The organism is Streptomyces sp. CNQ329, from assembly GCF_000482585.1.
The window spans coordinates 78754-91514 of sequence record NZ_AXVU01000017.1 but is presented as its reverse complement, the minus strand read 5'-3'; the positions used below and the strand labels follow the sequence as shown (position 1 = coordinate 91514).

The 12761-nt window shown below is 69.9% G+C and carries 10 protein-coding genes and 2 riboswitches; of the genes, 5 read left to right on the top strand and 5 right to left on the bottom strand.

Annotated features, from left to right (window positions below):
- The first annotated feature begins 38 nt into the window (after positions 1-38).
- From I003_RS0113815 to I003_RS0113805, 3 genes are read left to right on the top strand one after another with little or no spacing between them, the layout of a single operon-like run.
- The gene (locus tag I003_RS0113815) at positions 39-1730 is read left to right on the top strand and encodes an AMP-binding protein (RefSeq protein WP_106966290.1); all 1692 of its coding nucleotides are present in this window, start codon (positions 39-41) and stop codon (positions 1728-1730) included.
- A gap of 14 nt (positions 1731-1744) precedes the next feature.
- A complete protein-coding gene (locus tag I003_RS0113810) occupies positions 1745-2893 on the top strand; it encodes an acyl-CoA dehydrogenase family protein (protein ID WP_027772072.1) in 1149 nt (382 codons plus the stop codon).
- 53 nt (positions 2894-2946) lie between these two features.
- The gene (locus I003_RS0113805) at positions 2947-3966 is read left to right on the top strand and encodes a ketoacyl-ACP synthase III family protein (RefSeq protein ID WP_027772071.1); all 1020 of its coding nucleotides are present in this window, start codon (positions 2947-2949) and stop codon (positions 3964-3966) included.
- Positions 3967-4057: 91 nt separating this feature from the next.
- On the opposite strand, the gene I003_RS32170 is transcribed toward I003_RS0113805, so the two are convergent.
- Positions 4058-4954 carry a LysR family transcriptional regulator gene (locus tag I003_RS32170; protein WP_051368233.1) on the bottom strand — a complete coding sequence of 299 codons (897 nt, stop codon included), beginning with the start codon at positions 4952-4954 and terminating at the stop codon, positions 4058-4060.
- Between the two features lie 828 nt (positions 4955-5782).
- Between I003_RS32170 and I003_RS0113795 the strand changes: the two genes are divergently transcribed.
- Together I003_RS0113795 and I003_RS0113790 are read left to right on the top strand one after the other, a co-directional pair.
- Entirely contained in the window at positions 5783-6967 is a 1185-nt protein-coding gene (locus I003_RS0113795) for a histidine kinase (protein WP_027772070.1), read from the top strand.
- Positions 6964-7623 carry a response regulator transcription factor gene (locus I003_RS0113790; protein WP_027772069.1) on the top strand — a complete coding sequence of 220 codons (660 nt, stop codon included), beginning with the start codon at positions 6964-6966 and terminating at the stop codon, positions 7621-7623. The genes I003_RS0113795 and I003_RS0113790 overlap by 4 nt, the downstream gene beginning before the upstream one ends.
- 298 nt (positions 7624-7921) lie before the next feature.
- On the opposite strand, the gene I003_RS0113785 is transcribed toward I003_RS0113790, so the two are convergent.
- The 4 genes from I003_RS0113785 to gcvT all read right to left on the bottom strand — a co-directional run bounded on the left by I003_RS0113785 (position 7922) and on the right by gcvT (position 12350).
- Positions 7922-9304: an L-serine ammonia-lyase gene (locus I003_RS0113785; RefSeq protein ID WP_027772068.1), complete on the bottom strand. Its 1383-nt coding sequence runs from the start codon at positions 9302-9304 to the stop codon at positions 7922-7924.
- 121 nt (positions 9305-9425) lie between these two features.
- The gene (locus I003_RS0113780; protein WP_027772067.1) at positions 9426-10709 is read right to left on the bottom strand and encodes a serine hydroxymethyltransferase; all 1284 of its coding nucleotides are present in this window, start codon (positions 10707-10709) and stop codon (positions 9426-9428) included.
- A gap of 55 nt (positions 10710-10764) precedes the next feature.
- Positions 10765-11139, bottom strand: a complete 375-nt coding sequence (gene gcvH, locus I003_RS0113775; RefSeq protein WP_027772066.1) for a glycine cleavage system protein GcvH — start codon at positions 11137-11139, stop codon at positions 10765-10767.
- A 77-nt stretch (positions 11140-11216) separates the two neighbouring features.
- Positions 11217-12350, bottom strand: a complete 1134-nt coding sequence (gene gcvT, locus I003_RS0113770; RefSeq protein WP_106966292.1) for a glycine cleavage system aminomethyltransferase GcvT — start codon at positions 12348-12350, stop codon at positions 11217-11219.
- 30 nt (positions 12351-12380) lie between these two features.
- Positions 12381-12499, bottom strand: a riboswitch (glycine riboswitch).
- Positions 12500-12597, bottom strand: a riboswitch (glycine riboswitch).
- Positions 12598-12761 lie beyond the last annotated feature (164 nt).

Here is a 12761-nt window from a genome sequence, read left to right as displayed (position 1 = left end):
CGACGGACTCGACGACGGCAGGAAAGGAGCACCGGTACATGGCAGCGGACAGGACGCAGCCGGCCGCCGACGCCGAGCTCTATCGACGGGCTGGCTGGTGGCGTGAGGAGACCTTCCTGGACGACCTCCGGCGCGCGGTGCACAACCACCCGGAGAAGACCGCACTCATCTGCTGCTCCACCGGCGGGAAGGAGCCGGAGAAGCTGACGTACGCCGAACTCGCCCGGCGTGTGGACCGCCTCGCAGGGGCGCTCCTCGAACTTGGCGTCGGCCGTGGCGACGTGGTGACTCTCCAACTGCCCAACTCCTGGCAGCTCGTTGCGCTCGCTCTCGCCTGCGCCCGCATCGGGGCGGTCGCCGGCCCGGTGGTGCCGATCATGCGCCGTCGCGAGGTAGAGTTCATGATCCGCCTCACCGAAAGCCCCCTCTACATCGGCTTCGCCGACTACCGGGGCTTCTCCTACGCGGACATGATCGCCGAGGTCGCCGCGGCCGTCCCCACCCTGCGCCACCGCGTACTGGTGGGCTTCGCCGGCAGCCCTGCCGCCGCGAGCGCCCAGGAGGACACGGACTCCCGGCCCGCGGCCGTCCTCGACTTCGACACGTTCATGATCGGCCGGCAGTGGGAGGCCGAGCACCCCGCGGCTGAGCTCGACACCCTCGAAGCGAGCCCGGACGACCACGCCCAGGTGATGTTCACCTCCGGCACCACGGGCGAGCCCAAAGGCGTGGTGCACAGCCACAACACCCTGTACGCCATGAACAGAGCGCAGGCCGACGTTCTCGCGCTCTCCTCCGACATCGTGACGGCGATGGGCTCGCCGACCACGCATCAGGGCGGCTACACCTGGAACTTCCTCATGCCCCTGCTGCTCGGTGGCACCTCGGTGCAACTCGACGCCTGGCACCCGGAGGTGATGCTGGAGATCATGGAGCGCGAAGGAGTGACCTTCTTCATGGGTGCGCCCACCTTCCTCGTCGACCTCACGGCCGCGCAGCGTTCGGCGCACCGTGACCTGTCGTGCCTCGCCGCATTCGCCACGGGGAGCGCGCCGGTGGCACCCGTCGTGGTGGAGCAGGCGCGTGAGGTGCTGGGCTGCCGGGTGTACGCACTGTGGGGCATGACGGAGAACGGCTGCGTCACGGTGACCCGCCCCACGGATCCGGAGCTGCGGTCGGCCGAGAGCGATGGCACCCCGATCCCCGGCATGGAGGTCAGGATCGCCGACCGGAAATCCGGGCTGCCGGTGCCGCCCGGCACGGCGGGTGCTCTTCAGGTACGCGGCGCGACCCAGTGCCTGGGGTATTACCGGCGGCCCGAGCTGTATGCCGCCTCGCTCTCCCCGGACGGCTGGTTCGACACCGGGGACCTGGCACGTGACGACGGCTACGGCGGCATCCGCATCGCCGGCCGCGTCAAGGACGTGATCTCCCGCGGCGGGGAGAACATCCCGGTGGCCGAGGTGGAGGCCGCGCTGCTGCGTCATCCCGCCATACGCGATGTCGCGGTCGTCGGCTACCCGGACGAGCGCCTCGGCGAGCGTGCCTGCGCCGTACTGATCCCGGAGGGCACGGCTCCGTCCCTGGACGACATCAAGAAGCACCTCGACGGCCTTTCGATGGCCAAGCAGTACTGGCCGGAACGGGTCAAGGTCGTGGACTCACTTCCGAAGACTCCCTCCGGAAAGATCCAGAAGTTCCATCTGCGTGCCGAGTTGCAGTCGGACTGAAGAGGAGAGCGGACATGGACTTCGACCTCACCGCACCCCAGCGTGAACTGCGCGATCGGACCAGGGACTTCGCGGCCGAGCGGATCGCCCCCGGTTACCGGGGGAACGACCGGCGCGGTGCTTACGACCCCGCGCTGCTGAAGGACATGGCGCAGCGGCACCTGTTCGCTCTGCGCATCCCGCGGGCTTACGGCGGACTCGGCGTCGATGCCGTGAGCACCGGCGCGGTGCTGGAGGAACTCGCCAAGGCCGACCTTGCGGTGTGCTATCCGGTGCTCAACGCCGCTCTGATCGGCGGTGTACTCAACGCCAACGCGACCGACGAGCAATTGCAGCGCTGGCTGCCCGGCATCGCCCGCGGCGACGCTCTGGTCGCGCTTGCGCTCACCGAGCCGGAACACGGCACCGATGCGGCCGGCATCGAACTGCGCGCCGAACCGGACGGAGACGGCTGGGTCCTGTCCGGCCGTAAAACCTCCATCATGATCGGCGTCTACGCCACCCACGCCCTGGTCTTCGCACGCACCGGCGGGCCGGGCGCGCGTGGAGTCACCGCCTTTTACACAGAGCTGGACGAGCACCGGGTGACCCGGACGCAACTGACGGACCTGGGCTGCCGGGCCGGCGGGCGAGCCGTGCTCGACTTCGACGGCCTGAAGGTCGGCGCCGAGGACGTCGTCGGTGGGCCGGGCCTGGGGTTCATCCAGGTCATGAGGGGGTTCGACTACTCGCGTGCGCTGATCGCTCTGATGGCCGTCGGCACCGCGGACGCCGCACTCAGCGCCGCGTTCACGCACGCCGCCGAGCGCTTAACCTTCGGCCGTCCGATCGGTGCGTTCCAGGCGGTGTCCTTCCCGCTCGTCGAGCATGCCACCCTCCTGCGCGCCGCCCGGCTGCTGGCCTACGAGGCACTGGCGCGCAACGACCGGGGTGAGAGCCACCGTATCGAAGCGAACATGGCGAAGTGGTGGGCGCCCAAGGCGGCTGCGGAAGCCGCCCACCAGGCGCTCTTGACACTCGGCCAGCTCGGCTGGTCCGAGGACGACTCGTACGCGGCGCAGCGGCTCCGGGACGTCATCGGGCTGCAACTGGCCGACGGCACCGCCAACGCGACCAAGCTGGTCGTGGCCCGTGAGCTGCTCGGCCGGCAGTACGCACCGTGATCGTCGACGGCATCGGCACGTTCGCGGCGGGGACCGGATGAGGAGCGCGGCCAGTGCGGTATGACGACTTGTGGATCAAGGGAACGGGAAGCCGACTCGGGGAACTCCGCTCCGTCGCCGGGGAGGTCGCCGCGGGCCGGTATGCGGAGAAGGACGCCCGGGAGGCGGGCACGGTCTCGGTGGCGGTGTCGGACCTGGCCCCTCCCGAGATGGCTGTGGGGGCGGGCCGGGACGCGCTCGACGCCGCGGGCCCGGTCCTTTCGCCAGTTCTGCACCTGCACGGCAGCACCTACTTCCAGGGCCTCGACATGTGGCCGGCCGCCTGCTGGATCGCCCGCCAGTTGCTCGGCGAGACCCTGGACACGCTCTCCGTCCAGGCGTCGGCGTTGTCCAACAGCTCGTTGGCCTGCCTGGAGATCGCGGGCAGCATGCTCGCCGGCCGCACCGACCTCGGCGCTGCACTCATCACCGTCGCCGACCGGTTCTCGTCTCCCGGCGTGGACCGCTGGAACATCGATTCCGGGATGGCCTTCGGAGACGGGGCGGCAGCGGCCCTCCTCGGGCGCGGGGGAGGGAGACTGCGTGTGCTGTCGGTGTCCTCGTACACCGACAGCACACTGGAAGGGCTGCAACGCGGCAGAGAGCCTTTCCACCGCGTGTCACCGACAGCGGTGGAGACGTTGCCGATGAGGCAGCGGGCCCGCGACTTCTTCGCCGAGGGCACGATGACGGCACGCGAGGCGCGTGAGCGGTCCGTCCACGCGGTGCGCCGGGTGGTCACGAGGGCGCTGGACGAGGCCGGGTGCAGCCTGGACGAGGCCCGCTGGGTGGTCCCGCCGTTCGTAGGGCGCAGGCTCTTCGAATCGGGCTTCGTCGAGCCGCTGGGCCTCGATCCCAGACGCACTCTCTTCGAACTCGGCCTGCGCACCGGTCACCTGGGTTCGGTCGACCAGATCCTCAGCGTCGACCATCTGCTGCGGGAGGGCCTGTTGAGCACGGGGGACCAGGTCGTGCTTATCGGGACGGGCATGGGCTTCACCTTCACCTGCGCGGTCCTGGCCACGGCGGGATAGCCGCCCGGCGGACGACAAGGCCCTCGATGGTCTGGACATACGGGCGGTGGCGGCGATGACGGTGCCCGACGTCGGATACCACACGGCCCCATCAGGACGGAACATCGAGCGGGTAGGGGCTCACGGCCTGACGGACGGCGCTGGTGGCGGTCTCGGCCAGGTCTCCCGGCATGTTGTCCGACACGGCCAGGGTGAGCGGCAGGGCCGAAGGCGGCGGGGGAAGCCCCGCGGAGACGCCGGACGGCAGGTCCCACAGTTCCCCGGCGTTGGCGATCAGGCATCCGATGCCGAGTCCGGCCTGGATGGCAGCGCACAGACCGATCAGTTCGGCGCCCTCGTAACCGATTCGCCAGGGGGTCTGGCATTCCTTGAAGGCACGCAGGGTCTGGTCGCGGAGCGCGGACGGCTCTGTGTACAACACCAGAGGTAATACCGGGCTGTTAGTCACAACAGGTCGGCCGAACCAGGACAAGCGGATGCGGCCGAGCTGCTGTAAGCGGCTGTCGGGCGTCGCTCGGTCCATGTTGATCAGCATGGCGAGGTCCAGGTTGCCGCAGGAAAACTGCTCCAGCAAAAGCTCACTGATTCCGGTCCGGACTGTGACCTGCACGCCCGATGCCTGCTGCTTCAGGGTGCTCAGCACCGCGGGCAGTATGCCGCTGAATTGGTCGGCGATTCCCAGGGTGATTCTGGAACTACCGGCTACCGGCGCGAAGTGAGTGACCATCTCGTCGTTCAGTTCGATCATCTTGCGCGCGTATGCCAACAGTTCCTCGCCCGCCGGACTCAGGCGCATGCGCCGTCCCGTGGAGACGAACACCGGCTGTTTGATCAGGGACTCCAGGCGGCGTATCTGCTGACTGACGGCCGGCTGGGTGATGTGCAGGGCATTGGCCGCACGCCCGAAGCCGCCGAGGTCCACTATGGTGACAAGCGCCCGCAGTGGTCCGACCTGCAGATCATAGTTCCGTTCCCTCTTTTTGTGCATTCTGGTCTGTACTCTCCCGATGGCGGTCGAGAAGCGGAGACAGGATTCTCACCTTCAGCACAGGTCCTCAACGCGGCGCCCGGTCCTCGGTCCCCTGCCGGCCGGACGATGCGAGCTCGGAACTTCCGGGGGCCGTGCACCGCCGCATGCTCAAGGCTTTCCGTCCCGCAGATCCACTACGGCACATGCACGGCCGGATGGTACTCACCGGTGACAGGAGCGACGCGACGGCCCGCTACGCTGTGGACGTCGGCATGAAGGCCCGTCAGGCGCCTGAACGTCGACGTCTCCGCGGCTGACGAAACTCATCAGCTCGTTGCGGAGCCGGCTCCGGATCTCGACGCCCTGCTCCTGGTGCGCCGGGTCCGGGAACGTATGGTCTTCAGGCCCGCGTTGTGGATGTCCGGGGTCGGTATGACCCGTCGTTCCATGCCGGGAGTGAGCTCGGCCTCTGCGTCTGTGCATGAACCTCGCCTTCCGGTGAGACGGAAGCCGCGGGCGGTGGCGGCTTCGGTTGGCTACGTCGCCGGCGGTCGTCCCCGGGGCCCCGGCCCCGCCTCCGGATCAGGGACATCCCCCGAAGGGGAGTGCTCGGATCTGCGGAGACATGGGAGCTGATGGCACCGCCCCGGGAATCGCGCCACGGTAAGTCGGCTGTGGGCTGCGGTCACGTGACCGCGTGGGAGAACGTAGGGAAACCGGGCAGCGCGGGCGTCACCCCAGCGCGGAAGATGTCGGTGAACTCTGGCGGTACGGGTCAACCTCCGCGGTAGCGGCAGTGTCGCGAAAGTTTGACCCACACGCCGGGACCGGCGTTATGCTGCCGCGGTGCTCACCCGTCCCTTCGTCGCCGACACGGTGATCGCGTTTGTAATGGTGTGCGTGGCGGTACTGTTAGGACGAGAGTCGGAGACGCAGGGCTGGCCGGACCTGGACACACGCGGCGCAGTGCTCGCGTCGCTGGCGCATCTGCCTGTCGCATTCCGGAGCAGGATGCCCCTCGTCGTCTTCGGTATGACGCAGATCGCGAGCGCGGCGTTTGTCACCGTCGGCTACTGGCCGGTGGTGGTCACCTTCGGCCCGATGCTTGCCCTTTACACGGTGGCGTCGGTGTACCGAGGGCGGACGGCCGTCGCCTGCGGGGGCGTACTGGTAAGTGGCTGGCTTTACTCGGGCATGGTCAGCGAGAGCCGGGCCATGCTCTCCGTCTTCGGCCAGGCGCTGCTGTTCTCGGGTGTCCTCGTGTGGTTCGGCGCCCTCGCCCGCCGCTCTGCCGAACTCAGCCGGCAACTCCGGGAAGAGCAGGCCGAGCGGGCCCGGCGCGAGGTCGCCGAAGAACGCGGTCGGATTGCACGGGAACTGCACGATGTGGTCGCCCACCACATGTCGGTGATCTCCGTGCAGGCCGGGCTTGCCCGCTTCGTCTTCGCCACGGACCCGGCGACCGCCCGCACCGCGCTCGGCACTATCGCTGATACCAGCGGCGAGTCCCTCGACGAACTGCGCCGTATACTCAAGGTGTTACGGGAAGAAGATGTGGAGGGTATGCCCGGTGGCGCCACGACGCCTTTGCCCGGCGTTGACCGCCTCGACGAACTCATCGATCGCGCACGTGCCGGGGGAGTCCCCGTCGAACTCCATATCAAGGGCACCCCGCGGCCTCTCGCCCCCGGCGTCGGCCTCTGTGCTTACCGCGTTGTCCAGGAGGCGCTGACCAACGTCCTCAAGCATGCCCGGAACGCCGCCACCACTGTCGAAATCCACTATCGGCGGCACCACGTGACCGTCACCGTCACCGACGACGGGAAGACCGGGGAGGGGTTGAAAAAGGGCCCCGTTTCGGACGGATTTCCGACCGGCAGCGGCCACGGCTTGATAGGCATGCGCGAACGGGCCGCGCTCTACGGCGGGCAGATCAGCATGGGCCCCCGAGACCAGGGTGGCTTCGTGGTGCGGATGACCCTGCCCACCTCCGGGCGAACCGCAGTGCAAAGGGACGATGCCGCAACATGACCACAGTCCTGGTCGTCGACGACCAATTCCTAATTCGTGCAGGAATCGTGGGGCTGTTACAGGCGGCGCCCGGCATCCAGGTGGTCGGCGAGGCGGGGGACGGCACGGAGGCCGTCAGCCTGGCCGCCGAGACAGCCCCCGAAGTGATCCTGATGGATATCCGGATGCCCGGTATGGACGGCATCGAGGCCACCGAACGCATCCTCGCTCACGCGGCCGACCCTGTGCCTCGGATCCTGATGCTGACCACCTTCGACCTCGACGATTACGTCTACGGTGCGCTGCGCGTCGGGGCCTCCGGTTTCCTGCTCAAGGATTCCGGTCCGGAACGGCTCCTCACCGCGATATCCGCGGTTTCGGGCGGCCACACTCTCTTCGCGCCCAGCGTCACACGCCGCCTTATCGAGGCATACACGTGCCAGACTGCCAAGGGACCGCCAACAGATCTGGACGCGCTGACCTCGCGCGAACTGGAGGTCCTGAAACTGGTGGCGCGGGGTCTCAGCAACCTGCAGATCGCTGATCGCCTCCACATCAGCGAAGCAACCGTGAAGACCCACCTGAACCGCACGATGACGAAGCTAGATCTGGGAAGCAGGGCGCAGGTGGTGGTGCTGGCGTATGAGACGGGGCTCGTGAAGCCCTGTGAACGATAGCCGGATGCTCGCCACCGCCATCCCACGACGTCAGCCGAGGCATTCCTCTGCTCGGCAAACGCGCGGAAACCGGCACAAGGAATCGGCGGCGACTCCCCAGGCGCAGCCGTCCTGCGATCTGCCCGGGTGGCCAGCACGGAGCCGGCTCTGCTTCCACCAGGGTGAGCAGAGCGCGCCGTTGGGCGGGCTGGCCTGCCAGGGAGCTTCAGGAGGGAGATCCCAGGGACAAAACGTTATGCAACCCAGAAATCCATTGGCAGCCTGAAAGACGCAAAAACGCAGGTCGGGGCTGTAGTTGTCAGCACTCCACCACGTTGACGGCGAGCCCGCCGCGGGCTGTCTCCTTGTACTTGACCTTCATATCCGCACCCGTCTCCTTCATCGTCTTGATCGCCTTGTCGAGCGAGACGAAGTGCTGCCCGTCGCCGCGCAGCGCCATGCGGGCCGCCGTGATCGCCTTGACCGCCGCCATGCCGTTGCGTTCGATGCACGGGATCTGGACCAGGCCGCCGATCGGGTCGCAGGTCAGGCCGAGGTTGTGTTCGATGCCGATCTCCGCGGCGTTCTCCACCTGTTCGGGAGTGCCGCCCAGGATCTCGGCGAGGCCGCCGGCGGCCATGGAGCAGGCGGAGCCGACCTCGCCCTGGCAGCCGACCTCCGCGCCGGAGATGGAGGCGTTCTCCTTGAAGAGCATGCCGATCGCGCCCGCCGCGAGGAGGAAGCGGACGGCGGTGTCGTCGTCCGCGCCGGGGACGAAGTCCGCCGCGTAGTGCAGGACCGCGGGGATGATGCCCGCCGCGCCGTTGGTGGGGGCGGTGACGACCCGGCCGCCGGCGGCGTTCTCCTCGTTGACCGCCATGGCGTAGAGGGTGACCCACTCCATCGCGTGCGCCGCCGGGTCGCCCGCCGCACGGAGCTGACGGGCCTCGCCTGCGGCGCGCCGGCGGACCTTCAGGCCGCCGGGGAGGATGCCCTCGCGGGTGGTGCCGCTGGCGACGCACTCACGCATCACCCGCCAGATCTCCAGCAGTCCGGCCCGGATCTCCGCCTCGGTGCGCCAGGCGCGCTCGTTCTCCAGCATCAGCGACGACAGCGACAGCCCCGTCTCGCGGGTGCGGCGCAGCATCTCGTCGGCGGTACGGAACGGGTGCCTCAGCACGGTGTCGTCGAGCTTGATCCGGTCCTCGCCGACCGCCTCCTCGTCGACGACGAAGCCGCCGCCCACCGAGTAGTACGTCTTCTCCAGCAGCGCCCCGCCGTCCGCGTCGTACGCGGCCATCGTCATGCCGTTCGCGTGGTAGGGCAGCGAGCGGCGACGGTGCAGGACGAGGTCGGTGCCGACGTCGAAGGGGATCTCGTGGTCGGGCCCTATCTCGGCGCCCAGCAGGTGCAGAAGCCCGGTGGTGCGGATGCGCGCCACCTCGCCCTCGGCCCACTCGATGTCGACGGTGCGCGGCGAGTGGCCCTCCAGGCCCAGGAGCACCGCCTTCGGGGTGCCGTGGCCGTGGCCGGTGGCACCCAGCGAGCCGAAGAGTTCGGCCCGTACGGCGGCGGTGTGGGCCAGCAGGCCCTCGTTCTTCAGCCGGCGCGCGAACAGCCGGGCCGCCCGCATCGGGCCGACCGTGTGCGAGCTGGACGGGCCGATGCCCACCGAGAAGAGGTCGAAGACGGAGATGGCCACTCGGGACTCCCTTGTCCTTTCGTGGGGCGTGCGAGGTGCGTGGTGCGACGGTGTCGAGCGTACGTCCCCGGGCCGGGCGGCCCGCGCCGTCGCGGCGCGCCGGGCCGCCCGGCCGTGCGGGCTACAGGCCGGGGTACAGCGGGTGCTTCTGCGCCAGCGCCGTGACCCGGGCGGTGAGGGCGGCCGTCTGCGGATCTCCGGAACCCCAGCGGGTGGGGGGCGCCGTGAGGGCCTCGGCGATGACGTCGGCGACCTCCTCGAAGTCCGCGGTGGTGAAGCCGCGGGTGGCCAGCGCCGGCGAGCCGATGCGCAGGCCGGAGGTGACCATGGGCGGACGGGGGTCGTCGGGGACCGCGTTGCGGTTGACGGTGATGCCGATCTCGTGGAGCCGGTCCTCGGCCTGCTGGCCGTCCAGCTCGGAGGCGCGCAGGTCGACCAGGACCAGGTGGACGTCCGTGCCGCCGGAGAGCACCGAGACGCCGGCCGCGCGCGCGTCGTCCCGCAGCAGCCGCTCGGCCAGGATCCGGGCGCCGTCCAGTGTGCGCCGCTGCCGCTCCCTGAACTCCTCCGAAGCGGCGATCTTGAACGCCACCGCCTTGGCCGCGATCACGTGCTCCAGCGGCCCGCCCTGCTGGCCGGGGAAGACCGCCGAGTTGATCTTCTTCGCGAGGGCCTGGCGGGACAGGACCACCCCGCCGCGCGGGCCGCCGAGCGTCTTGTGTGTCGTCGTGGTGACGATGTCCGCGTACGGCACGGGGCTGGGGTGCAGGCCGGCGGCCACCAGCCCGGCGAAGTGCGCCATGTCGACCATCAGCAGCGCGCCGACCTCGTCGGCGATCCGGCGGAAGGCGGCGAAGTCGAGCTGCCGCGGATACGCCGACCAGCCGGCGATGATCAGCTTCGGCCGCCGCTCCTTGGCCAGCCGCTCAACCTCGGCCATGTCCACCAGGCCGGTCTCGGCGTCGACGTGGTAGGCCGCCACGTCGTAGAGCTTGCCGGAGAAGTTGATCCTCATGCCGTGGGTCAGGTGCCCGCCGTGGGCCAGATCCAGGCCCAGGATCGTGTCGCCGGGTTCCAGTACGGCGACCATCGCCGCCGCGTTCGCCGACGCGCCCGAGTGCGGCTGCACGTTCGCGGCTTCGGCGCCGAAGAGCGCCTTGACGCGCTCACGGGCCAGCTCCTCGGCGATGTCGACGTACTCGCAGCCGCCGTAGTACCGGCGGCCGGGGTAGCCCTCGGCGTACTTGTTGGTGAGGACCGAGCCCTGCGCCTCCAGCACGGCGACCGGGGCGAAGTTCTCCGAGGCGATCATCTCGAGGGTGGACTGCTGGCGCTTGAGCTCGGCGTCCACGGCGGCGGCGACCTCGGGGTCGACCTCGTGGAGCGAGCCGTTCAGAAGGGACATGGGACCTTCCGTGGAAGTGAGGGACGCGGGCGGGCGGGGCTGCGGCGGCGGAGCGTCACTCCGCGGTGAACGCGGTGTACTCCTCGGCGGACATCAGCTCGTCGGACTCGGCCGCGACACGCACCCTGAACAGCCAGCCGTCCTCGAACGGACCGGAGTTCACCAGCGCCGGGTCGTCCACGACGTCCTGGTTGGTCGCGGTGACCTCCCCGGTCACCGGGGCGTAGAGGTCGGAGACGGACTTCGTCGACTCCAGCTCACCGCAGGACTGGCCCGCGGTGACCGTGTCGCCGACCCCCGGAAGCTGGACGAAGACGACGTCGCCGAGCGCGTTCGCGGCGTGGGCGGTGATCCCGACGGTGGCGACGCCGTCGTCGGTCGCGACCCACTCGTGTTCTTTGCTGTAGCGCAGGTGCTCAGGGTTGCTCATGAGGCGATTCTCCAGGATCCGGACGGGGGTGACATATCAGGGCGCCGGCGGCACGGTCGAATGCCGCCACACAGCGGTCAGGGGCGCTTGTAGAACGGCAGGGTGACGACCTCGTACGGCTCGTGGCTGCCGCGGATGTCGACGGCCACCCCGGTGACCTTTGAGGGCCCCGGCTCGGCGTGCGCGGCGTCCACGTACGCCATGGCGATCGGCCTGCCCAGCGTGGGTGAGGGGGCACCGGAGGTGACCTCGCCGATCCGCCGCCCGCCGGCCACCACCGCGTAGCCCGCGCGCGGCACCCGCCTGCCCTCGGCGACCAGGCCGACCAGCACCCGCGGCGGCTCGGCCGCCGCACGCCCCGCGGCCTGCTCCAGCGCCTCGCGGCCGACGAAGTCGCCGGGCTTGTCGAGCTTGACGACCCGGCCGAGACCGGCGTCGAACGGCGTGAGCGCGGTGCTCAGCTCGTGCCCGTACAGCGGCATACCGGCCTCCAGGCGCAGGGTGTCGCGGCAGGAGAGCCCGCAGGGTACCAGGCCGTCGTCCGCGCCGGCGGCGGTCAGCGCCTCCCAGACGGCGACCGCGTCCGCGGGGCGGACGAACAGCTCGAAGCCGTCCTCGCCGGTGTAGCCGGTACGCGCGATGAGCGCCTCGGCGCCGGCGACCGTGCCGGGCAGACCCGCGTAGTACTTCAGGCCGGCCAGATCCGCGTCGGTGACCCGGCCGAGGATCGCCGGCGAGGCGGGGCCCTGCACGGCGATCAGGGCGTACGCGTCCCTGTCGTCCCGTACCCGCGCGCCCGGGAAGCCGGCGGCCCGCTCGGCGAGGGCGTCCAGCACGACCCGGGCGTTGGCGGCGTTCGCGACGATCATGTACTCCTCGTCGGCGAGCCGGTAGACGATCAGATCGTCGAGGATGCCGCCGTCCTCGCGGCAGATCATCGTGTACCGGGCGCGGCCCGGGCGCACGGCGGAGAGCCGGCCCACCAGGGCGTAGTCCAGCAGGTCGGCGGCCCCGGGGCCGGTGACGGTGATCTCGCCCATGTGGGAGAGGTCGAAGAGGCCGGCGCGGGTGCGTACCGCGAGGTGCTCCTCGCGCTCGCTGCCGTAGCGCAGCGGCATGTCCCAGCCGGCGAAGTCGGTCATGGTGGCGCCGAGGGCGCGGTGCGTGGCGTCGAGCGCGGTACGGCGCGGTGCAGGGCTCTCAGTGGTCATCATCGGGCTCCCGGACAGGGGGTGGTCGTGTCCTCCCCATCTGTCATCGGAACCTGAGAGGTTCGCCACGATCCCGCGGGAGCGTGGCTTGCACCTTGGGTGGGGCGGCACCGGCGCACGGCCGGGCGCTGCCCGCTTTTCAGATCTGCCTCGCCCGTGCGGTGACGGTGCCTGAGAGATTCAAGGGAGGACTTGCTCCTTCGGCGCCCGGTGCGACGAGGCACCGGGACTCTCCCGCGCGGGTTCGAACGGCCGGTATGCAGTTGGCGGCCCCATCATTGCACGCGACCGCCGGTCGCGGGACGGGGCGAAGAACTGGGAGCCCACCTTCCGTTGCGTTCTTGTCCGGCCCCGTCCCTGTTGCGACGCTTGTGGACGGACGGCGGCGGCGGTGCGGGGCGTGGGAGGCGG